The organism is Streptomyces sp. NPDC057136, from assembly GCF_042670885.1.
Lineage (GTDB): Bacteria > Actinomycetota > Actinomycetes > Streptomycetales > Streptomycetaceae > Streptomyces.
In genome coordinates this window covers 98,492-121,632 of the sequence record NZ_JBHUUV010000019.1, presented here as the reverse complement: position 1 = coordinate 121,632, position 23,141 = coordinate 98,492, and the positions used below count along the sequence as shown (strand labels likewise).

The 23,141-nt window shown below is 68.0% G+C and carries 23 protein-coding genes and 4 tRNA genes; 9 read left to right on the top strand and 18 right to left on the bottom strand.

The window, feature by feature from the left end:
- Positions 1 to 74: 74 nt before the first annotated feature.
- The 8 genes from rpoB to ACFT7S_RS22785 form a co-directional block, all read right to left on the bottom strand.
- On the bottom strand, positions 75 to 3,560 hold the full coding sequence (gene rpoB, locus ACFT7S_RS22820) for a DNA-directed RNA polymerase subunit beta (protein WP_382734741.1): 3,486 nt from the start codon (positions 3,558 to 3,560) through the stop codon (positions 75 to 77).
- A 598-nt stretch (positions 3,561 to 4,158) separates the two neighbouring features.
- Entirely contained in the window at positions 4,159 to 4,542 is a 384-nt protein-coding gene (gene rplL, locus ACFT7S_RS22815) for a 50S ribosomal protein L7/L12 (RefSeq protein WP_327115701.1), read from the bottom strand.
- A gap of 82 nt (positions 4,543 to 4,624) precedes the next feature.
- Positions 4,625 to 5,182 (bottom strand): 50S ribosomal protein L10, encoded by a 558-nt coding sequence (gene rplJ / locus ACFT7S_RS22810; protein WP_382734739.1) that lies wholly within the window; start codon positions 5,180 to 5,182, stop codon positions 4,625 to 4,627.
- A 407-nt stretch (positions 5,183 to 5,589) separates the two neighbouring features.
- Positions 5,590 to 6,312 (bottom strand): 50S ribosomal protein L1, encoded by a 723-nt coding sequence (gene rplA / locus ACFT7S_RS22805; protein WP_382734737.1) that lies wholly within the window; start codon positions 6,310 to 6,312, stop codon positions 5,590 to 5,592.
- Between the two features lie 81 nt (positions 6,313 to 6,393).
- Complete coding sequence (rplK, locus tag ACFT7S_RS22800) at positions 6,394 to 6,828, bottom strand: 50S ribosomal protein L11 (protein ID WP_024494105.1); 435 nt, start codon at positions 6,826 to 6,828, stop codon at positions 6,394 to 6,396.
- 174 nt (positions 6,829 to 7,002) lie between these two features.
- Positions 7,003 to 7,953, bottom strand: coding sequence for a transcription termination/antitermination protein NusG (gene nusG, locus ACFT7S_RS22795; protein ID WP_382734735.1), 951 nt, complete (start codon positions 7,951 to 7,953; stop codon positions 7,003 to 7,005).
- Positions 7,954 to 8,026: 73 nt separating this feature from the next.
- Positions 8,027 to 8,314, bottom strand: a complete 288-nt coding sequence (gene secE, locus ACFT7S_RS22790; RefSeq protein ID WP_328905311.1) for a preprotein translocase subunit SecE — start codon at positions 8,312 to 8,314, stop codon at positions 8,027 to 8,029.
- Positions 8,315 to 8,420: 106 nt separating this feature from the next.
- A tRNA-Trp gene (locus ACFT7S_RS22785) sits at positions 8,421 to 8,493 on the bottom strand.
- Positions 8,494 to 8,708: 215 nt separating this feature from the next.
- Here ACFT7S_RS22785 and ACFT7S_RS22780 point away from each other — a divergent pair.
- Positions 8,709 to 9,935: a pyridoxal phosphate-dependent aminotransferase gene (locus ACFT7S_RS22780; protein ID WP_382734732.1), complete on the top strand. Its 1,227-nt coding sequence runs from the start codon at positions 8,709 to 8,711 to the stop codon at positions 9,933 to 9,935.
- A gap of 124 nt (positions 9,936 to 10,059) precedes the next feature.
- Positions 10,060 to 11,070, top strand: a complete 1,011-nt coding sequence (locus ACFT7S_RS22775; RefSeq protein WP_382734730.1) for an adenosine deaminase — start codon at positions 10,060 to 10,062, stop codon at positions 11,068 to 11,070.
- Here the strand turns inward: ACFT7S_RS22775 and ACFT7S_RS22770 are convergent.
- A complete protein-coding gene (locus tag ACFT7S_RS22770) occupies positions 11,063 to 11,659 on the bottom strand; it encodes a TetR/AcrR family transcriptional regulator (protein ID WP_382734728.1) in 597 nt (198 codons plus the stop codon). The genes ACFT7S_RS22775 and ACFT7S_RS22770 overlap by 8 nt on opposite strands.
- A gap of 94 nt (positions 11,660 to 11,753) precedes the next feature.
- On the opposite strand from ACFT7S_RS22770, the gene ACFT7S_RS22765 reads away from it, so the two are divergent.
- Positions 11,754 to 12,389: an NAD(P)-dependent oxidoreductase gene (locus tag ACFT7S_RS22765; RefSeq protein WP_382734726.1), complete on the top strand. Its 636-nt coding sequence runs from the start codon at positions 11,754 to 11,756 to the stop codon at positions 12,387 to 12,389.
- 12 nt (positions 12,390 to 12,401) lie between these two features.
- Here the strand turns inward: ACFT7S_RS22765 and ACFT7S_RS22760 are convergent, their stop codons facing one another.
- The 8 genes from ACFT7S_RS22760 to ACFT7S_RS22725 form a co-directional block, all read right to left on the bottom strand.
- Positions 12,402 to 13,457, bottom strand: coding sequence for a UDP-N-acetylmuramate dehydrogenase (locus ACFT7S_RS22760; protein ID WP_382734724.1), 1,056 nt, complete (start codon positions 13,455 to 13,457; stop codon positions 12,402 to 12,404).
- Between the two features lie 70 nt (positions 13,458 to 13,527).
- Positions 13,528 to 14,958: an MFS transporter gene (locus tag ACFT7S_RS22755; RefSeq protein WP_382734722.1), complete on the bottom strand. Its 1,431-nt coding sequence runs from the start codon at positions 14,956 to 14,958 to the stop codon at positions 13,528 to 13,530.
- Between the two features lie 76 nt (positions 14,959 to 15,034).
- Positions 15,035 to 15,583, bottom strand: coding sequence for a TetR/AcrR family transcriptional regulator (locus ACFT7S_RS22750; RefSeq protein ID WP_382734779.1), 549 nt, complete (start codon positions 15,581 to 15,583; stop codon positions 15,035 to 15,037).
- 112 nt (positions 15,584 to 15,695) lie between these two features.
- Positions 15,696 to 16,124 carry a MaoC family dehydratase gene (locus tag ACFT7S_RS22745; protein WP_382734720.1) on the bottom strand — a complete coding sequence of 143 codons (429 nt, stop codon included), beginning with the start codon at positions 16,122 to 16,124 and terminating at the stop codon, positions 15,696 to 15,698.
- Positions 16,124 to 16,576 carry a MaoC family dehydratase N-terminal domain-containing protein gene (locus ACFT7S_RS22740; protein WP_382734718.1) on the bottom strand — a complete coding sequence of 151 codons (453 nt, stop codon included), beginning with the start codon at positions 16,574 to 16,576 and terminating at the stop codon, positions 16,124 to 16,126. The genes ACFT7S_RS22745 and ACFT7S_RS22740 overlap by 1 nt, the downstream gene beginning before the upstream one ends.
- Positions 16,577 to 16,678: 102 nt before the next feature.
- Entirely contained in the window at positions 16,679 to 16,843 is a 165-nt protein-coding gene (gene rpmG, locus ACFT7S_RS22735; RefSeq protein WP_003956487.1) for a 50S ribosomal protein L33, read from the bottom strand.
- Between the two features lie 89 nt (positions 16,844 to 16,932).
- A tRNA-Met gene (locus ACFT7S_RS22730) sits at positions 16,933 to 17,005 on the bottom strand.
- 45 nt (positions 17,006 to 17,050) lie between these two features.
- Positions 17,051 to 17,123, bottom strand: a tRNA-Thr gene (locus ACFT7S_RS22725).
- 338 nt (positions 17,124 to 17,461) lie between these two features.
- Here ACFT7S_RS22725 and ACFT7S_RS22720 point away from each other — a divergent pair.
- From ACFT7S_RS22720 to ACFT7S_RS22710, 3 genes are all read left to right on the top strand, one after another.
- Entirely contained in the window at positions 17,462 to 18,820 is a 1,359-nt protein-coding gene (locus ACFT7S_RS22720) for an amidohydrolase family protein (protein WP_382734716.1), read from the top strand.
- A gap of 34 nt (positions 18,821 to 18,854) precedes the next feature.
- Entirely contained in the window at positions 18,855 to 19,511 is a 657-nt protein-coding gene (locus ACFT7S_RS22715) for an SDR family oxidoreductase (protein ID WP_382734714.1), read from the top strand.
- Between the two features lie 205 nt (positions 19,512 to 19,716).
- Positions 19,717 to 20,223, top strand: coding sequence for a cupin domain-containing protein (locus tag ACFT7S_RS22710; RefSeq protein WP_382734712.1), 507 nt, complete (start codon positions 19,717 to 19,719; stop codon positions 20,221 to 20,223).
- Between the two features lie 752 nt (positions 20,224 to 20,975).
- Here ACFT7S_RS22710 and ACFT7S_RS22705 read toward each other — a convergent pair.
- A tRNA-Tyr gene (locus tag ACFT7S_RS22705) sits at positions 20,976 to 21,057 on the bottom strand.
- A gap of 161 nt (positions 21,058 to 21,218) precedes the next feature.
- On the opposite strand from ACFT7S_RS22705, the gene ACFT7S_RS22700 reads away from it, so the two are divergent.
- The 3 genes from ACFT7S_RS22700 to ACFT7S_RS22690 all read left to right on the top strand — a co-directional run bounded on the left by ACFT7S_RS22700 (position 21,219) and on the right by ACFT7S_RS22690 (position 23,129).
- Entirely contained in the window at positions 21,219 to 21,707 is a 489-nt protein-coding gene (locus tag ACFT7S_RS22700) for a YajQ family cyclic di-GMP-binding protein (RefSeq protein WP_382734710.1), read from the top strand.
- 197 nt (positions 21,708 to 21,904) lie between these two features.
- The gene (locus ACFT7S_RS22695; protein ID WP_382734708.1) at positions 21,905 to 22,426 is read left to right on the top strand and encodes a methylated-DNA--[protein]-cysteine S-methyltransferase; all 522 of its coding nucleotides are present in this window, start codon (positions 21,905 to 21,907) and stop codon (positions 22,424 to 22,426) included.
- Positions 22,427 to 22,475: 49 nt separating this feature from the next.
- Positions 22,476 to 23,129, top strand: coding sequence for an alpha-ketoglutarate-dependent dioxygenase AlkB family protein (locus ACFT7S_RS22690; RefSeq protein ID WP_382734706.1), 654 nt, complete (start codon positions 22,476 to 22,478; stop codon positions 23,127 to 23,129).
- Positions 23,130 to 23,141 lie beyond the last annotated feature (12 nt).

Sequence of the window (23,141 nt, the reverse complement as noted above, 5' to 3'; positions counted from 1 at the left end):
AGGGTCGAGTGTCAAACATGGTCTGAACGGTCCGGGGCGACCGGGGCCTCACGAGGAGGCCCCGGCCAGGCCCGTCAGACCTCTTCGACGCTGCTCGGCTCACGCCGGGACAGGTCGATACCGAGCTCTTCCGCAGCGCGGAAGACGTCCTCGTCCGTGTCGCGCATCTCGATGGACATGCCGTCCGAGGACAGCACCTCCACGTTGAGGCAGAGCGACTGCATTTCCTTGATGAGCACCTTGAAGGACTCGGGAATGCCGGGTTCGGGGATGTTCTCGCCCTTGACGATGGCCTCGTAGACCTTCACGCGGCCGGTCACGTCGTCGGACTTGATGGTCAGCAGTTCCTGGAGGGCGTAAGCGGCGCCATAAGCCTCGAGCGCCCACACCTCCATCTCACCGAAGCGCTGACCACCGAACTGAGCCTTACCACCCAGCGGCTGCTGGGTGATCATGGAGTACGGACCCGTCGAACGAGCGTGGAGCTTGTCGTCGACGAGGTGGTGGAGCTTGAGGATGTACATGTACCCGACCGAGACCGGCTCCGGGAACGGCTCGCCGGAGCGGCCGTCGAAGAGGTTGGCCTTGCCCGAGGGCTGGACCAGCCGGTCTCCGTCGCGGTTCGGGATCGTGGCCTGGAAGAGGCCGGTGATCTCGTCCTCACGGGCACCGTCGAAGACCGGGGTCGCGACGTTGGTGCCGGGGGCGACCTGGTCGGCGCCGATGGCCTGCAGGCGCTGGGCCCACTCGTCACCGAGGCCGGAGACGTCCCAGCCACGGCTGGCGAGCCAGCCGAGGTGGATCTCCAGGACCTGTCCCGGGTTCATTCGGGACGGGACACCCAGCGGGTTGAGGATGATGTCGACCGGGGTGCCGTCCTCCAGGAACGGCATGTCCTCGATCGGCAGGATCTTCGAGATGACGCCCTTGTTGCCGTGACGGCCGGCGAGCTTGTCACCATCGGTGATCTTGCGCTTCTGCGCGACGTAGACGCGAACCAGCTGGTTCACGCCCGGCGGCAGCTCGTCGCCCTCTTCGCGGTCGAAGACACGGACGCCGATGATCTTGCCGATCTCGCCGTGCGGGACCTTCAGCGAGGTGTCGCGCACCTCGCGCGCCTTCTCACCGAAGATCGCACGGAGCAGACGCTCCTCCGGCGTCAGCTCGGTCTCGCCCTTGGGCGTGACCTTGCCGACGAGGATGTCTCCGGCCGTGACCTCGGCACCGATACGGATGATGCCGCGCTCGTCGAGGTCCGCGAGGACCTCTTCGGAGACGTTCGGGATGTCCCGGGTGATCTCCTCCGGGCCGAGCTTGGTGTCACGGGCGTCGACCTCGTGCTCCTCGATGTGAATCGAGGAGAGGACGTCGTCCTGCACGAGGCGCTGCGACAGGATGATCGCGTCCTCGTAGTTGTGACCCTCCCACGGCATGAACGCCACGAGCAGGTTCTTACCGAGGGCCATCTCACCGTTCTCGGTGGCCGGTCCATCGGCGAGTACCTGTTCGGCGACGACCCGGTCGCCCTCGGAGACGACAACCTTCTGGTTGACCGAGGTGCCCTGGTTGGAGCGCATGAACTTGGCGATGCGGTACGTGGTGTACGTGCCGTCGTCGTTCGTGACGGTGATGTAGTCCGCGGAAACCTCCTGGACCACACCGTCCTTCTCCGCCTTGAGCACGTCACCGGCGTCGGTGGCGCAGCGGTACTCCATGCCGGTGCCGACGAGCGGCGCCTCGGACTTGATGAGCGGCACCGCCTGCCGCATCATGTTCGCGCCCATGAGGGCACGGTTGGCGTCGTCGTGCTCCAGGAAGGGAATCATCGCGGTGGCGACGGACACCATCTGGCGCGGCGAGACGTCCATGTAGTCGACGTCCGTGCCGGGCACGTAGTCGACCTCTCCGCCACGACGGCGGACCAGGACGCGGGGCTCGGTGAAGCGCAGCTCGTCGGAGAGCGTCGCGTTCGCCTGGGCGATGACGTAACGGTCTTCCTCGTCGGCCGTGATGTAGTCGACCTCGTCGGTGACCTGACCGTCGACGACCTTGCGGTACGGCGTCTCGATGAAACCGAACGCGTTGACGCGTCCGTACGAGGCGAGCGAACCGATCAGACCGATGTTCGGGCCTTCAGGGGTCTCGATCGGGCACATGCGTCCGTAGTGGGACGGGTGCACGTCACGGACCTCGAAGCCGGCCCGCTCACGGGACAGACCACCCGGGCCAAGAGCCGACAGGCGGCGCTTGTGGGTGAGACCCGACAGCGGGTTGTTCTGGTCCATGAACTGCGACAGCTGGCTGGTGCCGAAGAACTCCTTGATGGAGGCGACGACCGGCCGGATGTTGATCAGGGTCTGCGGCGTGATGGCCTCGACGTCCTGGGTCGTCATCCGCTCACGCACGACGCGCTCCATACGAGCCAGACCCGTACGGACCTGGTTCTGGATGAGCTCGCCGACGTTACGCAGACGACGGTTGCCGAAGTGGTCGATGTCGTCGGTCTCGACGACGATCTCCCGGCCCGACTCGCCGGTCGTCTCGGTCTCGCCCGCGTGCAGCTTCACCAGGTACTTGATCGTCGCGATGATGTCATCGCTGGTGAGCACGCCGGCGTCCAGCGGCTCATCCGCGCCGAGCTTCTTGTTCACCTTGTAGCGGCCGACCTTCGCGAGGTCGTAGCGCTTCGGGTTGAAGTAGAGGTTCTCGAGCAGCGTCTGAGCAGCCTCGCGCGTGGGCGGCTCGCCCGGGCGCAGCTTGCGGTAGATGTCGAGAAGCGCGTCGTCCTGGCCCTGGGTGTGGTCCTTCTCCAGGGTGGCGCGCATGGACTCGTACTCGCCGAACTCCTCGAGGATCTGCTCGGTGGTCCAACCGAGAGCCTTCAGGAGAACGGTCACGGACTGCTTGCGCTTGCGGTCGATGCGGACACCGACCATGTCGCGCTTGTCGATCTCCATCTCCAGCCAGGCACCCCGGGACGGGATGATCTTCGAGGAGAAGATGTCCTTGTCGGACGTCTTGTCGATGGAGGAGTCGAAGTAGACACCCGGCGAGCGGACCAGCTGCGACACGACGACACGCTCGGTGCCGTTGATGACGAAGGTGCCCTTGTTGGTCATGAGCGGGAAATCGCCCATGAAGACCGTCTGGGACTTGATCTCGCCGGTCTCGTTGTTGGTGAACTCGGCGGTGACGAAGAGCGGCGCGGCGAACGTGAAGTCGCGCTCCTTGCACTCCTCGATCGAGTTCTTCGGGGGCTCGAAACGGTGGTCGCGGAACGTAAGCGACATCGACCCGGAGAAGTCCTCGATCGGTGAAATCTCCTCGAAGATTTCCTCCAGGCCGGACTTGGTGGGGACGTCTTGTCCACTGTCCAGAGCAGCCTCGACGCGAGCCTTCCAGGCGGCATTACCGAGGAGCCAGTCAAAGCTCTCGGTCTGCAGCGCGAGGAGGTTCGGAACCTCGAGGGGCTCCTTGATCTTTGCAAAAGAGATGCGCAGCGGGGCGGTGCTGGCGCCGTGGTTCGTATTCGCGGTCGAGGCGTTGCGCGAGGCGGCCAAGAGGGGGTCCTTCCGAGGGCTCGGACTCACTACGCGCGTACCGGTCCCAAAGTGGACACAATGACAGAAATCCCAGGTCAGGGAAGATCGGCCATCGGTGCTCAGATTGAGTATGCCCCTGGTGACGGGCAGGAGGCAGCTAACAGGCAGCGCAAAGGGTCAGTGTAGCCAAGTGCCACACTGATGTCCAGTCGGGGTTCTCAGAGACCCACGTTGCTCTCAACAGCTGTTCTCAACACCTATGCCTAGCCCTCGCGCGGGGTGCGCACTTCTTTACTGCCCTCTTCACTCTCGATCCATGCCTCGGATGCGGATCGATGTGACGACGCGTCCTGAGAATTGCGCGCCGCGTGCGGTTCGTCAAGGCCCCTCAGCCGGAACGAGGTCCCAGCGTTCCCCTCCGACCGCCCCAGAACGCCTGCTGGCGCCCCCTGAGAGGCGCACGGCGAAGATCACGATACTCGTCACCGGCGGAAGAGCAAGGCAGCCACTACGGGCACGCCAAAGGGCGACCACCCGAATGGGTGATCGCCCTTTGCGATGTGACATCTCCGCCTTGCGGCAGGGACGGTCCTGAGGAGTCAGATGACTCGCAGGGTCACTTGACCTCGACGGAGGCGCCGGCGCCCTTGAGGGACTCGGCAGCCTTCTCGGCGGCCTCCTTGGCGACCTTCTCGAGGACGGGCTTCGGGGCGCCGTCCACGAGGTCCTTGGCCTCCTTGAGGCCCAGGGAGGTCAGCTCACGCACGACCTTGATGACCTGGATCTTCTTCTCGCCGGCACCCGTGAGGATGACGTCGAACTCGTCCTGCTCCTCAGCGGCCTCGGCAGCGGGGCCGACGCCAGCGGGACCGGCAACGGCGACCGCGGCGGCGGCGGTGACGTCGAACTTCTCCTCGAACGCCTTAACGAACTCGGAGAGCTCGATGAGGGTGAGCTCCTCGAACTGGGCGAGCAGGTCTTCCTGGCTGAGCTTCGCCATGATGGCGTCCTTCCACTAATTCGGCAGGTGCCGGATGTATATGTCGGCGGGCGTACGTGGTGCCCGCTGGACCACCGAGTGGTTACTCGGCAGCCTCGGCGGGAGCCGGCGTACCGGCACCGCCCTGCTCGGCCTTCTTGGCGCGAAGCGCTTCCGCGGTGCGGACGAACTTCGACGGCAGAGCCTGGAAGAGCTGCGCAGCCTGAGTCTGCTTGCCCTTCATGGCGCCGGCCAGCTTGGCGAGCAGAACCTCGCGGGACTCGAGGTCCGCGAGCTTCTTGATCTCATCGGCGGACAGCGCCTTACCGTCAAGGACACCGCCCTTGATGATGAGGTTGGGGTTGTCCTTGGCGAAGTCACGAAGACCCTTCGCCGACTCCACCGGGTCACCGGTGATGAAGGCAACCGCCGTCGGACCCGAGAACAGGTCGTCCAGCGTGTCGATCCCGGCCTCGTTGGCCGCAATCTTGGTCAGCGTGTTCTTCACCACGGCGTACTGGGCGTTCTCACCGAGCGAACGACGCAGCGTCTTGAGCTGCGCCACGGTGAGACCCCGGTACTCGGTCAGCACAGCGGCGTTCGAGCTGCGGAACTGGTCCGTCAGCTCGGCTACCGCGGCAGCCTTGTCGGGCCTTGCCATGAGCGTCGGCCTCCTTCCGGGTGATGAGGACCGCTCAGAAGGAACCGGGAAAAACAAAACGCCCCGGCACAAGTGCCAGGGCGTAGCTCAACCGCACGAAGTCCGGGAGCTTTCCACAGTCACCTGCGCAGGTCGTCCGTTCTTGACGGATCCTTCGGTCACCGGTCCCTCTTACGAGAGCACAGCAACGACCAGCGGTCTTTGGCTTCTTCAGGAGAGTACGCGACCCGGGGCGCGCGGAGCAAATCCGTCCCGGTTCGAGTAGTGCGGGAGGTTTGGAACCCGGGTGTCCGGGCCCCGTTCGGCCACAGCCCCCGCCCCTGCGCGTACGAGGACGGGCCCCGTACCTCAAAAGGTACGGGGCCCGTCGGAATGCCGTGACGCGGCTACCGGGTGAGCACGGGGGCTCAGACGGAGGCCGGGTCCTCCTCGACGAGGAGGTTGCGCACGCGGTTGGAGTCCAGCGGGATGCCGGCACCCATCGTCGTGCTCATGACCGCCTTCTTGATGAAGCGGCCCTTGGCGGCGGACGGCTTCAGACGGAGGATCTCCTCCAGCGCCGCGGCGTAGTTCTCGACCAGCTTCGTGTCATCGAAGGAAACCTTGCCGATGATGAAGTGCAGGTTCGAGTGCTTGTCGACGCGGAACTCGATCTTGCCGCCCTTGATGTCGTTGACAGCCTTGACGACATCGGGGGTGACGGTGCCGGTCTTCGGGTTCGGCATCAGACCACGCGGACCGAGCACGCGGCCCAGGCGGCCGACCTTGCCCATGAGGTCCGGAGTGGCGACGACGGCGTCGAAGTCCAGACGGCCCTTCGCCACCTCGTCGATGAGCTCGTCGGCGCCGACGATGTCGGCGCCCGCGGCTTCCGCGGCCGCAGCACGGTCACCGGTCGCGAAGACCAGGACCCGGGCGGTCTTGCCGGTGCCGTGCGGGAGGTTCACGGTGCCACGGACCATCTGGTCGGCCTTGCGAGGGTCAACGCCCAGGCAGAACGCGACCTCGATGGTGCCGTCGAACTTGGTGGCGGCGGTGTCCTTGGCGATACGGACGGCCTCGAGCGGGGCGTAGGTGCGCTCCCGGTCGATCTTTGCGTCCGCAGCGCGGAGGTTCTTGCTGCGCTTCACTTCTACTCCTGTGGTTTCAGAGTGTGGAGTCGTGGTGCGGACCAGCGCTTGGTCCTACCACTGAGGGCTTGAAGGGCTGGATCAGCCTTCGACCGTGATGCCCATGGAACGGGCGGTGCCAGCGATGATCTTCGACGCGGCGTCGAGGTCGTTGGCGTTCAGGTCGGGGAGCTTCGTCGTGGCGATCTCGCGGACCTGGGCAGCCGTCAGCTTGGCAACCTTGGTCTTGTGCGGCTCGCCGGAGCCCTTGTCCACACCCGCGGCCTTGAGGATCAGCTTGGCGGCCGGCGGAGTCTTCGTGATGAAGGTGAAGGAGCGGTCGTCGTAGACCGTGATCTCCACCGGCACGACCATGCCACGCTGCGACTCGGTCGCCGCGTTGTAGGCCTTGCAGAACTCCATGATGTTGACGCCGTGCTGGCCCAGTGCGGGGCCGACCGGCGGAGCCGGGTTGGCCGCACCGGCGTTGATCTGGAGCTTGATAAGCCCCGTGACCTTCTTCTTCTTGGGAGGCATTGCTCTCTCCGGGTCCTAGTGAGAGTTTTTCGCCGACATCCGGTCATCCGGATGCAGGCATACCGCACAACGATAACGGGTATAGCTGCGCGACCAAAAACGAGCAGGTCAGACGGCTGCGAGAGCCTGTCTGACCTGCTCGGTAGGCATGTGTCCAGAAACCTGCGAAAGCTGCTAGTTCTTCTGGATCTGGTCGAAGCTGAGCTCGACCGGAGTCTCGCGACCGAAGATCTCGACGAGGCCCTTGACCTTCTTCGAGTCGGCGTTGATCTCGTTGATCGTCGCCTGGAGCGTCGCGAACGGGCCGTCGGTGACGGTGACCGAGTCGCCCACCTCGAAGTCCAGCACCTGGACCTCGACCTTGCGGGACGGAGCCGGCTTGCCCTCGGCCTCGGCGGCCTCGCGGGCTGCCTTCTCCTCGGCCTCGGGGGCGAGCATCTTCACGATCTCGTCGAGGGTCAGCGGGTACGGGTCGTAGGCGTTGCCCACGAAGCCGGTGACGCCGGGGGTGTTGCGGACAACGCCCCAGGACTCGTTCGTCAGGTCCATGCGCACCAGGACGTAACCCGGGAGCTTGTTCTGACGGACGTTCTTCCGCTCACCGTTCTTGATCTGAACGATCTCTTCCTCGGGGACTTCCGCCTGGTAGACGAACTCCTCGACGTTGAGCGAGACGGCGCGCTGTTCGAGGTTGGCCTTCACGCGCTTCTCGTAACCGGCGTACGTGTGGATGACGTACCACTCACCGGGGAGAGTGCGGAGCTCCTCGCGCAGGGCGGTGACGGGGTCGACGGGGGCGGCCGGCTCGGCCTCTTCCTCGTCGGCGCTCTCGTCGTCGGCGCTCTCGTCGTCGGCGCTCTCGTCGTCGGCGCTCTCGTCGTCGGCGGCCTCGGCCACCTCTTCGTCGGCGAGCTCTGCGTCGGACTCCTCGTCCGCGGACTCTTCAGCGTCGGACTCGACGGCTACGGCGCCCTCCTCGGAGGGCTCGCCCGCGGCTTCGTCGGCAGCTTCGGCCTGGTCGGGCTCCACGGAATCCGCCGCCTCAACGATGTCGAGCTCGTCTTCGGCGGACTCGACGGCGTCCACCGTAGGTTCGGCGGCGTCGTTCAGGTTCGGGTCAGACACGATGGCTGCTTCTTCCTGGATACAAATGGGTGGAACATGCGAAAGGGGCGCCGGTGAGGCGCCCTCCGCGGGATCAGCCGAAGACGTACTTGATGACCCGCGCGAATCCGAAGTCAATCACGGTAACGAGGCCGATCATGACGACTACGAACACAATCACCACGGATGTGTACGTCGTCAGCTGATTGCGGGTCGGCCAGACGACCTTGCGCAACTCGGCGACGATCTGGCGGTAGAACAGCGCGAGACGGCCCAGGGGGCCCTTCTTTCCGCGCTTACCGCCCTTCCGAGTCTTCTTCTTCGACTCGGGGACTTCATCCTCGGCATCAGGCATGTCGATGGAGCCCACGGCGTCCGTCACGCTACTCACCTGATTCCGGGTCGTGGCCGTGCCGCGCCCGGGGGAGCCGCACGACTGTGCAATGAAGTACGTACATGCGCACACATCCTGGCGAAGATGTGTGTAGCAGGGCCGGAGGGACTTGAACCCCCAACCGCTGGTTTTGGAGACCAGTGCTCTACCAATTGAGCTACGACCCTTTGTGGTTTCCACCAACCTACCGCATCCCTCCCGGATGGACCGGGCGCGAGAACGGTGTGACTGGTGAAGGCCAACGACAGGTGAGTGTACGTGCTCAGGGCCGCTGCGTCGAACAGATAGGAACCGACCGGTCCTGTCCGCATGTTGTCCGAGTGGTGTCCGGTCCCTGAAACCCGTGTGCCGACGCCATTTCCGGTCTGGGACCATGGGCGTCATGAGCGCTGCAACTTCTCCCTCCGAGCGTCGGGTCTCCGCCCGCATCGGTGCGATTTCCGAGTCCGCGACCCTCGCCGTCGACGCCAAGGCCAAGGCCCTGAAGGCCGCCGGCCGTCCGGTGATCGGCTTCGGCGCCGGTGAGCCCGACTTCCCGACGCCCGACTACATCGTCGAAGCCGCGGTCGAGGCATGCCGCAACCCGAAGTACCACCGCTACACCCCGGCAGGCGGGCTCCCGGAGCTCAAGGCCGCCATCGCAGAGAAGACGCTGCGCGACTCCGGCTACGAGGTCGACGCCTCCCAGGTCCTGGTGACCAACGGCGGCAAGCAGGCCATCTACCAGGCCTTCGCCGCGATCCTCGACCCGGGCGACGAGGTCATCGTCCCGGCCCCCTACTGGACCACCTACCCGGAGTCCATCCGTCTCGCCGGCGGTGTCCCCGTCGAGGTGGTGGCCGACGAGACCACCGGCTACCGGGTCTCCGTCGAGCAGCTCGAAGCGGCGCGCACCGAGCGCACGAAGGTCGTCCTCTTCGTCTCGCCGTCCAACCCGACCGGCGCCGTCTACAGCGAGGCCGACGCCGAGGCGATCGGCCGCTGGGCCGTCGAGCACGGCCTGTGGGTGCTGACCGACGAGATCTACGAGCACCTCGTTTACGGCGACGCCACGTTCACCTCGCTCCCGGCGATCCTTCCCGAGCTGCGCGACAAGTGCATCGTGGTCAACGGTGTCGCCAAGACGTACGCGATGACCGGCTGGCGCGTCGGGTGGATCATCGGCCCCAAGGACGTGGTGAAGGCCGCGACCAACCTGCAGTCGCACGCCACCTCGAACGTCTCCAACGTGGCCCAGATCGCCGCGCTGGCCGCCGTTTCCGGGAACCTGGACGCGGTCGCCGAGATGCGCACCGCCTTCGACCGCCGCCGCCAGACCATCGTGCGGATGCTCAACGACATCGACGGCGTCGTGTGCCCGGTGCCCGAGGGCGCGTTCTACGTGTACCCCTCGGTGAAGGCGCTGCTCGGCAAGGAGATCCGCGGCAAGCGTCCGGCCACCTCGGTCGAGCTCGCGGCGCTCATCCTGGACGAGGCCGAGGTCGCCGTTGTACCGGGTGAGGCATTCGGTACGCCGGGCTATCTGCGACTGTCGTACGCGCTCGGTGACGCGGACCTCGCCGAGGGTGTCACGCGGCTCCAGAAGCTGCTGGGCGAGGCCAAGGACTGATTGCCCTCTCGTCGAAACAGGCAGACCCCCGGCTCCGAGCCGGGGGTCTGCTTTTTTGTTCGAGGGGCAATCCAAGAGAGAAAGCGGCTACCGCGACGACCCGCCCGTACGGCAGGATCTTGGGATGGAGCGTGATGTACGTCTGTTGCCCAAGGCCCACCTGCACCTGCACTTCACCGGGTCGATGCGGCCAACGACCCTGCTCGAACTCGCCGACAAGTACGGCGTGCGTCTGCCCGAGGCGCTGACCGGGGGTGAGCCACCGAGTCTGCGGGCGACGGACGAGCGCGGCTGGTTCCGTTTCCAGCGCCTCTACGACATCGCCCGGTCCTGTCTGCGGTCGCCTGAGGACATCCAGCGGCTCGTGCGCGAGGCTGCCCAGGAGGACGTCGCGGACGGCTCGGGGTGGCTGGAGATCCAGGTCGACCCCACCTCGTACGCCCCGCTGCTGGGCGGGCTGATTCCGGCGATCGAGATCATCCTCGACGCCGTGGACTCCGCGGCGCGGGACACCGGGCTCGGCATCCGGGTCGTGATCGCGGCCAACCGCATGAAGCATCCGCTGGACGCGCGGACGCTGGCGCGGCTGGCCGTGCGGTACGCGGACCGAGGCGTCGTCGGCTTCGGGCTCTCCAACGACGAACGCCGCGGCATGGCCCGTGACTTCGACCGGGCCTTCGCCATCGCCCGCGAGGGCGGGCTGCTCGCGACCCCGCACGGCGGCGAACTCTCCGGGCCTTCGAGCGTGCGGGACTGCCTGGACGACCTCGAAGCGTCCCGTATCGGGCACGGCGTGCGGGCCGCCGAGGATCCGCGGCTGCTGCGCAAGCTGGCGGAGAGCGGGGTGACCTGCGAGGTCTGCCCGGCCTCCAATGTGGCGCTCGGGGTCTACGAGAAGCCGATGGACGTCCCCATTCGGACCCTGTTCGAAGCGGGGGTGCCGATGGCGCTCGGCGCGGACGACCCGCTGCTCTTCGGCTCCCGGCTGGCCGCCCAGTACGACCTCGTACGGCGGCACCACGCCTTCACCGACGAGGAGCTGGCCGAGCTGGCGCGGCAGTCCGTACGGGGGTCGGCGGCGCCGGCGGACGTACGGGAGAAGCTGCTCGGCGGGATCGACGACTGGCTCAGCTGATTCCGCGCAGCAGGGTACGGGCGAGCGAGGCGGCGAATGCGTCCAGCGGCTGCGGTGGTGTGCCGCCGGGGGCCATGTCGTAGGCGAAGGCGCGCTGGGAGCAGGCCCCGATGAGCAGGGACGCGGCCGCGTAGGTGTCCGCTTCGGCGTGGATGCGGCCCGCCTTCTGCTCGGCGCGGAGGTAGGCGTCGACGCCCTGGATCGGCTTGTGCGGGCCCGTGTCCATCTCGCGCATGGCGGCTTCGTGGCGGCGCTTGAGCTGGGGTTCGGCGTACAGGGACGCGGCCATCGGGAACGTCTGCTCGTAGAAGAGTGCGGCCCGGCGGGCGATCTCGGTCAGATTCTCCTCGACGGTGCCCTCGCCCGGCTCGGCGGTGAGGTGGCTCAGGAGGGTGCCGAGCCTGGGGAGCCGCTCGGCGAGCACGGTCACGAAGAGCTCTTCCTTGCTGCTGAAGTACTTGTACAGCGCCGCCTCGGAGCAGCCCGCCGCCTTCGCGATCTCCTTGGTCGTCGCGCGTGCGAGACCGATGCCGAGCATGAGCTCGTGGGCGGCCTCGACGATGCGGACGCGGGCCGGCTTCTGCTCCATGCGTGCTCCAACCAACCTTGACGAGCGGTGAGTGTCCACTCACTCTAGAGGTGAGTGAATACTTACCCACCCACACCCATCTGGAAGGCGTGCCATGAGACTCACAGTGTTCGGGGCCACGGGAGCCATCGGCCGGCAGCTCGTGCGGCAGGCGTCGGAGGCGGGGCACGAGGTGACGGCCGTGGTCCGAGACCCCGCCCGGCTGCCGGAGGGGCTGAGCGCGGCGGACCTCCACGCGGTTGTGCGGCTCGACGACGCGGAGGCGGTACGCGGGGCGGTGGCGGGACGGGACGCCGTGCTCTCGGGCCTCGGCTCGCGCGGCCGGAAGGCCGACGGGGTCGCCGAGCGGCTGACCGGGCAGGTGCTGCGGGCCATGGAGGCCGAGGGCGTACGGCGGCTGCTGGTGGTGAGCGCGGCGCCGGTCGGCCCGGAGGCGGCGGACGAACCGCTGCTGGACCGGGCGATGCGCAAGGCGATCGGGGCGGTCCTCAAGGAGGTGTACGCCGATCTGACGCTGATGGAGGCCGCGTTGGCGCGCAGTGCGACGGACTGGACGTCCGTACGTCCGCCGAAACTGACCGAGGGGCCGCGCACGGGGACGTACCGGACGGTCGTGGGCGGTACGCCCCGCAGTGGCCGGTCCATCTCGCGGGCCGATGTGGCGCACGCGATGCTGGCGCTGATCGACGATCCGGCGGCGGTGAAGCAGGGCGTGGGCGTGGCCTATTGAGCGAGCCGCGCCCTACAGGCTGACGCCGACCGTCACGGGCTCGTTGACGAGCGTGACACCGAACGCCTCGTGGACGCCGGCCACGACGTCGCGGGCGAGGGCCAGGAGGTCTTCGGTGGTCGCGTCGCCCCGGTTGGTGAGGGCGAGCGTGTGCTTGGTGGAGATACGGGCCGGTCCCACGCCGTACCCCTTGGTGAAGCCGGCCTTGTCGATCAGCCAGGCCGCGGAGGTCTTGGTGCCGCCGTCGGCCGCAGGAAAGGCGGGCGGCGTCACGGCGTCGCCCAGGCGGTCCTTGGCGCGGGCGAGGAACGCCTCGTACTGCGCCGGGCCGAGGATGGGGTTGGTGAAGAAGGACCCGGCCGACCAGGTGTCGTGGTCCTCGGGGTCGAGGACCATGCCCTTGCCCGCGCGGAGCCGGAGGACCGTTTCCCGGGCAGCCGTCGCGGGAACGCGCTCGCCCTGCTCCACGCCCATGGCGCGTGCCGTCTCGGGGTACCGCAGGGGGGCGGACAGGCCGCCGGCGTCCTCCAGCTCGAAGCGGACGCGGAGCACCACGTAGCGGTCGGGTTCGGCCTTGAAGCGGCTGTGCCGGTACGAGAAGGCGCACTCGGCGTTCGCGATGGTGACCGTTTCGCGGGTGCGGCGGTCGTAGGCGACGACCTCCGAGATGGTGGAGGACACCTCCTGGCCGTACGCACCGACGTTCTGGATCGGTGTCGCGCCGGCGGAGCCCGGAATTCCGGCGAGGCACTCGATGCCCGCGAGGCCCGCCTCGACCGTGCGGGTGACGGCGTCGGTCCAGACCTCACCGGCGGCCAGCTCCAGCGTCGTACCGGACAGGGCGAAGCCCTTCGTCGCGATACGCAGCGCGGTGCCCTCGAAGCCCTTGTCGCCGATGACCAGATTGGAGCCGCCGCCGATCACCAGGAGCGGGGTGGCCGTCTCGTCGGCCTCGCGCACGGCGGTGACCACCTCGGCGTCGGTGGTGGCCGTGAGGAGGCGGGTCGCGGGTCCGCCGAGCCGGAAGGTGGTCAGGGGGGCGAGGGGGGCGTCGTGGAGTTCCTGCACGGGGACAAGAGTACGGTCCGCGGCCCCACCGCTCGGGCGGGGCCACGGACCGTACAGGCGGAGCGGCCGGTCAGGCGGCGACAGGGGTCCGGTCCTCGGCCGGCTCGGGGTCCGGGGTCGCGGCGGTGCGGCGGCCGGGGATCAGCAGGGCGACGAGCGCGGCCAGGGCCACCGCTCCGGCGCCGATCCAGAGGGCCGGAACGGTCCCGTCCGAGAACCCCTGGGGGGATTCGTACCCGCCCTGGGCGGCGAAGACGGACCCGAGCACGGCGACGCCGAGCGCGCCTCCGACCTCCCGCAGCGCATTGTTGGCCCCGGAGGCGATGCCCTGCTCGCCGCTCCGGACGCTGGACATCACGAGGCTGGCGGCGGGCGCGAAGTACATCGCCATGCCGATGCCGCCGATGATCAGGCCCGGCAGCTGGGCTGCGTAACTCACATCGGGGGCGAGGACCGTCGCGAAGAGCCCGAGGCCGAGTGCCTGGAGGGCGAGCCCGGTCACGACGACGGGGCGGCCGCCGTAGCGGTCGGAGAGATATCCGGCTATCGGGGCGACCAGCATCGGCATCCCGGTCCACGGAAGCATCCGGAGACCGGCCTCGGTGGGCGAGTAGCCGAGCGCGCTCTGCAGGAACTGGCTGAGCAGGAAGATCGACCCGAACATCCCCAGGAACATCAGCAGGCTGGCGATATTGATCCCGAAGAAGGCGCGGTCGCGGAACAGCCGCATGGGGAGCATCGGGTTCTTCGCCGTGAAGCCGTGGTGCACGAACCCGGCCAGGAGTGCGGTCCCCACGAGCAGGCCGGTCAGGACGGTGGGGCTGGTCCAGCCGTCTCCGGTGGCGCTGACCAGCGCGTAGACGATGCCGAAGAGTCCGCCGCTGACGAGAAGGGTGCCGGGGACGTCGAGCCGGGAGTTCGGGGCGTACGACTCACGGAGGCGCAGCCGGGCCACCGGGAGCAGGATCAGTCCGATCGGGACGTTCAGCCAGAAGATCCACTGCCAGGAGATGTGCTCCGTGAGGCTGCCGCCGATGAGCGGCCCGCTGGCGACGGCGAGGCCGGTGACGGCGCCGAAGATGCCGAGGGCCATGCCACGCCGGGCGGCCGGGACGGCGGCGGTGAGCAGGGTGAGGGTCAGCGGCATCATGATCGCCGCGCCGATGCCCTGGACCGCGCGGAAGGCGATGAGTTCGTTGATCCCCGGTGAGAGGGCGGCCGCGGCGGAGGCGCCGGTGAAGACGGCGAGGCCCACCAGGAAGAGCCGGCGGCGGCCGAACCGGTCGCCGAGTGCGGCGCCGGTCATCAGCAGGACGGCGAAGGTGAGTGTGTAGGCGTTCACCGTCCATTCGAGCTCTTCGAGTCCGCCGCCGAGGCTGTCGCGGATGGACGGCAGCGCGGTGGTCACGACGAGGTTGTCCAGAGCGGCCATGAAACTGGCGACACTGGTGATGACGAGGGCCCAGACCGCTCGCGAGCGGTCTGATCTGTGCTGGTCCACTGCTCCCCCTGAGGATTAGTTATCAATGACTAACTTTTCTGGGCAGGAAACCGGGCAGAGCCCCGGGCCGCACTGTTCAGGCGATCGGCCTGGTGTCGCCGTAGAACCCCGACCAGACCCGGTGCTCGGCCGGGAAGCCGAGCGAGGCCAGTGTGTTGATGAGCATCCCGTACGCGAAGAACGACGTCGTCTCCTCGATGTCGGCACCGAGAGCGAGGTGGACCTCGTCCCACATCCCGACCCAGGCGGTGCGCACCGCGTCCCCGAACCCGTGATCCCCCGCAGCCCTGGCACTCGCCACGGCCGCGTACGTCTGCATCTGCATCTGGAGCTTGTCGGGGTCGCTGACGATGAGCCGCTGGTACGCGGCGCCCATCGCCGAGACCGCCGCCTCGCCCTCCAGCCCCTCGGCGGCATCCATGAACACCCTCCGGGTGTCCTCCAGGCAGCGCTCGGAAGCGGCGAGGAACATGGCCTGCTTGTTCGGGAAGAGGCGGAAGAGGTACGGCTGCGAGACGCCCACCCGCTTGGCGATCGCCTCCGTGGAGGTGCCGTTGTAACCCCCGCGGGCGAACTCGGTGATCGCCGCCCGCACGACGCTCTCGCGCCGGTCCTCCGCACTCATCCTTGCCATGAAGCTAAGTTATTGCTCAATCACTAACTTGGCAAGTGGGTACCCGGAACGCAGTAAGGGGCGCCCCTCCAGGAGGGACGCCCCTTACTCACAGCTACGAGACTCAGGCGAGCCGGACCACGGCGCGGGACATGCCCAGCACCTTCTTGCCGTCGCTCATGGCCGTCAGATCGACCCGCACCTGGTTGTCGCCCAGCAGAGCGGCCACCTTGCCACTGACCTCGACCAGCGCACCCTTGTCGTCGTTGGGGACGACGACCGGCTTGGTGAAGCGCACCCCGTACTCGACGACGGCTCCGGGGTCGCCGACCCAGTCCGTGACCACGCGAATCGCCTCGGCCATGGTGAACATGCCGTGCGCGATCACATCCGGCAGGCCGACCTCGCGCGCGAACTTCTCGTTCCAGTGGATCGGGTTGAAGTCACCGGAGGCGCCCGCGTACTGCACCAGCGTCGCGCGGGTGACCGGGAAGGACTGCGCCGGCAGCTCCGTACCGACCTCGACCGACTCGTAAGAGACCTTGGCCGTCATCACGCCTCCTCGGCGGCGCGGGCCACCAGCTTCGTCCAGGCGGTCACCACGTGCTCGCCGGCCTCGTCGTGGACCTCGCCGCGGATGTCCACGATGTCGTTGCCCGCGAGGGACTTGATGCCCTCGATCGTCGAGGTGACCGTCAGCCGGTCCCCCGCCCGCACCGGACGCACGTACGCGAACTTCTGGTCCCCGTGCACCACACGGCTGTAGTCCAGCCCCAACTGCGGGTCCCTGACAACATCTCCCGCGGCCTTGAACGTGATGGAAAAGACGAAAGTCGGCGGGGCGATCACATCGGCGTGACCGAGCTCTGCCGCGGCCTGCGGATCGGTGTACGCGGGATTCGCGTCGCCCACTGCCTCGGCGAACTCACGGATCTTCTCGCGGCCGACCTCGTACGGCGCGGTGGGCGGATAGGTCCGCCCCACGAAGGTCTGGTCGAGCGCCATGGGCTCGCTCCCTCCTGGTGTAAAGACGAATGGGCCGCAGTGCGGCCCTCGCAAACGACACGAGGCCGCCCCCAATGGGGACGGCCTCGTGTACGAGCCTGTTTAGCGGGTTTCGCGGTGCGCGGTGTGCGAGTTGCAGCGCGGGCAGTGCTTCTTCATCTCAAGACGGTCCGGGTTGTTACGCCGGTTCTTCTTGGTGATGTAGTTCCGCTCCTTGCACTCCACGCAGGCCAGCGTGATCTTCGGGCGGACGTCGGTGGCAGCCACGTGAGTGCTCCTTGGACGGACGGATGGACGGATGAACGCAAAAAAGAGTAGCCGATCGAAGGACCGACCCCACAATCGGCTACCGTAAGTAGCGGTGACCGGACTTGAACCGGTGACACAGCGATTATGAGCCGCTTGCTCTACCGACTGAGCTACACCGCTTTGATGACGAGTTCCCCCGCCGAAGCAGGGTTTCCCGATCACCAGAGCCCCAATGCGGAATCGAACCGCAGACCTTCTCCTTACCATGGAGACGCTCTACCGACTGAGCTATTGGGGCGAGCGATGAAGACATTACACGGTCTGTCGCCGTCGCCCAAATCCGTTTCCATGGCCTTCTTCCCGGCGCCGACCGGACCCGCGTCCGACCCCTTGATCAGGCCCCTGACCAGGGCCTTGAGCAGGCTCTTGATCGGACAGTCGTACAAGGCGTCGACCCGTGTGACGGACAGCGTCCCGACCGGCACACGGACCACTCCGCTCCCTGCCGTTCACATCGGCCCCGTACGCCCCACCAGGCCACGCCGGTACGACTATTTCGCTCCTCATCGAAGCGAACCGGCCACCGCCCTAGGCTCGACTCACTCTGTGTGATCTTGACCCGTCTTCAGGAGCGCGATGCCCGACAGCCAGCCGCGGCGGCCCGACGACAGCGCTGCCGACGGCGCCGGCGCGGCCGGCCCCGCGAGCAGCCCCGACGCCGGCGCGACTCCCGACGCAGCGCTCGTGCTGTGCGGCGCCAGGCTCACCGACGGCCGCATCGTGGACGTACGGCTCAGTGGCGGCCGTATCGAAGCCGTCGGCACCGCGGGCAGCCTGACCGCCCGGGGCCCCCGTGTGGACCTGCGTGGCTACCTGCTGCTGCCGGCACCCGCCGAGCCTCACGCGCACAGCGACACGGCGCTCACCGCCGACAGCGCCGGGCCGGACAGCCCGGGCCCCGCGTCCCATCTCGCCGAGGACATCCAGCGCCGCGCCACCGAGGCGGCCCTGCTCCAGGTCGGCCACGGCGCGACCGCACTGCGCTCCCACGTACGCATCGGGGACGTCCAGGGGCTCGCCCCGCTCGAAGCCGTCCTCCAGGCCCGGCGCGCACTGCGCGGGCTCGCCGACCTCACTCCAGTCGCCGTACCCCGCCTGCTCACCGGCATCGCGGGCGCCGGCAACCTCGCCATGCTGCGCGACGCCGTGAAGATGGGCGCGGGCGTGGTCGGCGGCTGCCCCGACCTCGATCCCGACCCGGCCGGTTACGCCGAAGCCGTCCTGGAGATCGCCGCCCAGCACGGCTGCCCCGTCGATCTGCACACGGACAGTGACGATCCGGCGCGGCTGGCCCGGCTCGCCGCCATGGCCGGCGGGCTGCGTCCCGGCGTCTCCATCGGTCCCTGCGGGGGCCTGTCGCAGCTGCCCCTCGAAGCCGCCGTCCGTGCCGCCGACCAGCTGGCGGCCACCGGAGTGACCGTCATCTGCCTCCCCCAGGGCGGCTGTTCCGGTGCCGAGCGCCGGGGCGCCGCGCCCGTACGGCTGCTGCGGGCCGCCGGAGTCCGGGTCGCGGCGGGCAGCGGGGCGCTGCGGGACGTCGCCAACCCCGTAGGCCGCGGCGACCCCCTCGAAGCCGCGTACCTCCTGGCCTCCCAGCACGGCCTGCGCGCCGAGCACGCCTACGAGGCCGTCTCCGCGGCCGCCAGGGCGGCCATGGGGCTGCCCGAGGTACGCGTCGAGGCGGGCTTCCCCGCCGAGCTGCTGGCGGTGCGCGGGGAACGGCTCTCGGGCGTGCTCTCCCTCGCGTACAGCAGGATCGTGATCCACCGGGGCCGGGTGGTCGCGCGGACCAGCGCGGTGCGCGAGTACTGCGACTCGGAAGCGGCCGTCGCGCTCGACCTCCCCCGCCAGGGCCGTGTCGAGAAGGGCCCACCTTCGGGTGGTGCCCGCACACCGGATGACGGGCCCGGCAGGGGTCCCGGCAGCGGCTCGTGAGCACGGCCGCCCGGCGCGGCGTACGGTCGGGAGCATGCGCATTGTCATCGCAGGTGGACATGGTCAGATCGCGCTGCGGCTGGAGCGGCTGCTCGCTGCGCGCGGAGACGAAGCGGTCGGAATCATCCGCAATCCCCAACAAGCCGACGACCTCCGCGAAGCGGGTGCCGAACCGGTCGTCCTCGATCTGGAATCGGCTTCCGTAGAGGAGACCGCGGAGGTGCTGCGCGGCGCGGATGCCGTGGTCTTCGCCGCGGGGGCGGGCCCGGACAGCGGCAGCGCCCGCAAGGACACCGTCGACCGGGGAGCGGCGGTGCTCTTCGCCGACGCCGCGGAACGGGCGGGCGTGCGGCGCTACGTGGTGGTTTCGTCCATGGGTGCCGATGCCGGCCACCCGGGCGACGAGGTGTTCGACATCTATCTGCGCGCCAAGGGTGCCGCCGACGACTACGTACGTTCCCGGCCCTCACTGGACTGGACGATCCTGCGCCCCGGCATGCTCACGAACGACGCAGGCACCGGCCAGATCCTGCTGGCGGCCTCGACCGGCCGCGGCCCCGTCCCGCGCGACGACGTGGCGGCCTCGCTCCTGGAGCTCCTGGACACTCCGGCCAGCGCGGGCCTCACGCTGGAGCTCATCTCCGGGAACGTGCCGCTGACGGTCGCGGTGAAGGACATCGCGGGCAACTGACGGGCCACTGAGCACGCAAGGCGTGGACGTCCGTTCGGTAGTCGCTTACTCGCCCATGGCGGAGATGCGCGTAAAGGTCCTCTGCGAGCCCGGAGAACGCTTCGACGCAGCGGTCGGCCCCGTTCACTCAGCGGTGCCGGTGACTGAGACGTAAGACCGGAATAGAGTTGTAAAAGGTAGCAGGAACGACATCTGGGAGGCCGTCGTGAAGGCTCTCCGCTTTGTAGTCGAACCGGACGAGGGCAAGTCGATCTGGCTCGGAGGCATCGGGGTCGATTTCAAGATTTGGGCTGAGGAGACCGGTAACCAGTTCTCGATCGTCGAGCACCCGATCGAGCCGGGCCGTCTCGTACCGCCGCATCTGCACAGCCGTGAAGACGAGTTCTCATACGTCCTGCAGGGCCAGGTCGGTGCACGGGTGGGCGACCAGGAGGCCACGGCAGGTCCGGGCTCGTACATCCTCAAGCCGCGCGGGATCCTGCACACCTTCTGGAACGCCGGACCGGAACCGGCGAGGATCCTGGAAATCCTCTCCCCCGCAGGCTTTGAGCGATTCTTCGATGAGATGGGCACGATCGCCGAGACGGCGGCCGATCCTGCAGAGTTCGTCCAACGGCGCGCCGAGCTGGGCAAACAGTACGGTCTCGAGTTCTCGGACAAGTGGGTCGCTGAACTGACCGACAGGTACCAACTCAAGCTCATCGGTGAGTAACCGCTCCGATCCACCTTGAAGCGCCGGAGAAGCAGGGCAACACGCTCAACCGGTGCGCCTTCAAGGTGGGGCGCTTCGTGCGTGGGGCGACCTTGCCCGGCACGAGGTGGAAGCGGCCTTACAAAGGGCTGGAGAGGCCCGGGAACTCACCGCTACCGACTGACCGCGCCACCATCCGCAGCGCTCTGGACAGCTCCATCCGCAGCGTCCGGCCCCGGGAGACGGCACGTACTACGCGGCTGGGGCGTGCTGCGACTACGTGAGACCCCGGCCCCGATCAGGGTCCGCGTGGACAACAGCGGCGGCTCACGACCGGCGCGGGCTCAAGGCGACCGCCCCCGGAATGCGATACGCGCCGTGCCGATACCCCAGACCTGGTCGCCCTGCTCCGCTGACACATCGTCACCTACGGGGTGGCTCCCGATGGTCGGCCCTGACACCCGCCCAGCAGGTTCCTCGCCGGCCAAGGGCCCGTACGACCTATGTCACACAGCAGTCTCGACCTGGCTCAGTTCGGGCGTGGAACCTCAGGTGATGGCACAGTGCGCCGGTTCTCTTCCGGGTCTGCGCCACATGTCTGGACAGCTCTGCAGCGACGGCGAACGCCCGGATCGAAGCAACACTGCGGGGCGGGAGGTGGCCAACCCCTGAGCGCTGCCCCACGCCTGCCCCGTAGAGGCCTATCGGGTGCCCCGGCCATGCAAAGGGCCCGTGATCAGCATTTCTGCTGGTCACGGGCCCCTTCGTTCCTGTGGCGGCGCCAGGGTTCGAACCTGGGTAGGCTGAGCCGGCAGATTTACAGTCTGCTCCCTTTGGCCACTCGGGCACGCCGCCTAGAACAGCGCCTAGGCAGTCCGTGAGGACCCCCTTGGCGACGACGTAAACGATACCTGATGACTGGGGGTGCTCCGCTACCCAGTTGATCAGCACTTGTGACGGGCCGGGATGACTAGGCTTGGGCGAACCCAAGCATTCGACGCAAGGAGCCACACGTCATGGCCGACTCCAGTTTCGACATCGTCTCGAAGGTCGAGCGGCAGGAGGTCGACAACGCCCTCAACCAGGCCGCCAAGGAGATCTCCCAGCGCTACGACTTCAAGGGCACGGGCGCCACGATCTCGTGGTCCGGCGAGAAGATCCTGATGGAGGCGAACGGCGAGGAGCGGGTCAAGGCCATCCTCGACATCTTCCAGTCCAAGCTGGTCAAGCGCGGTATCTCGCTGAAGTCCCTGGACGCGGGCGAGCCGCAGCTCTCCGGCAAGGAGTACAAGATCTTCGCCACGATCGAGGAAGGCATCTCCCAGGAGAACGCCAAGAAGGTGGCGAAGATCATTCGCGACGAGGGCCCCAAGGGCGTCAAGGCGCTCGTCCAGGGCGACGAGCTGCGGGTCAGCTCGAAGAGCCGGGACGATCTGCAGGCCGTCCAGTCGCTGCTGAAGGAGAAGGACCTCGACTTCGCGGTGCAGTTCGCGAACTACCGGTAGTGCGGTGACTGCCGTGCGGCAGTCGCGGACGGGGCGGGCGTGCCGGTCGGCGCGGTCGCCCCGTATTCGTTTCGGGTCGCGGACTATTGGAAGGCGGGGGCGTCGGATGTCATGTCCGAATACCGCCGGTCGTGAGGCGGCGCGGGTCGCAGACTCGGCAGGGCAGGAAGCGATACGGGCAAGGGAGCGTGACGGTCATGACGATGTACGCGAGGGTCGGCAGCCCGCTGGGTGAGCTGCTGCTCGTCGGCGAGCGGCCGGCCGGGGCAGCCGGTGACGCCTCCGGTGTTGCCCTGGTGTCGTTGTCCCTGCCGGGCCAGAAGGGCGGTTCGGCGGTCCAGGACGGCTGGCTCCACGCCCCGGAGGCGTTCGCCGGGATCGCCGGTCAGCTGGCGGCGTACTTCGACGGGCGGCTGACCCGCTTCGACATCAAGTACGCCGACGGTGTGGGCACGGACTTCCAGCGGCGTGTCTGGAAAGCGCTGGACTCGATTCCGTACGGGGAGACGGTGTCGTACGGCCATGTGGCCGAGCAGGTCGGGTCCCCGGGACCGGGAGTACGGGCCGTGGGGACGGCGATCGGGCGCAACCCGCTGCTGATCGTGCGTCCCTGTCACCGGGTCATCGGTGCGGACGGTGCTCTGCGTGGCTACGCGGGCGGCCTGGAGCGCAAGAAGCAGTTGCTGGGGCTGGAGGGCGCTCCGGTGACCGGACGGTGAACACAGTGCGCAGGATGACTCTTCTGCGCCGGTGACGGGTGGTGTCGCGGTGTCAGGTCTCTTCCCGCGGCCTCGGACCGTCCTCGCCCCGGGTGCCGTCCATGTGCCCGAGTGGCTTTCGGTGGAGCGACAGCGGGAGTTGGTCGAGGCGTGCCGGGAGTGGGCCCGGGGGCCCGTGCCCCTGCGGCACACGGTGCTGCCGGGTGGTGGGGTGATGTCGGTCCGGACGGTGTGCCTGGGGTGGCACTGGCAGCCGTACCGCTATTCCCGTACCGCCGATGACGTGAACGGTGCCCGGGTCGCCCCGTTCCCCGACTGGCTCGGCGAGTTGGGACGGGCGGCGGTGGCCGAGGCGTACGGGGACGAGGGTGCGGCCGAGGCGTACACACCGGACACGGCGCTGATCAACTTCTATGACGATGCCGCACGGATGGGCATGCATCAGGACAAGGAGGAGCGCTCCGGGGCTCCTGTGGTGTCGCTGAGCATCGGCGACCGGTGCGTGTTCCGCTTCGGGAACACCGAGGACCGTGGACGTCCCTACACGGACGTGGAGTTGGCCTCGGGTGATCTGTTCGTGTTCGGCGGCCCGTCGCGCTACGCGTTCCACGGGGTGCCCAAGGTGTATGCCGGGACAGCCGATCCCGCGAGCGGGATGCGCGGCGGCCGGCTCAATCTGACCCTGCGCGAGACCGGGCTGTAGGCGCGCGGCGAG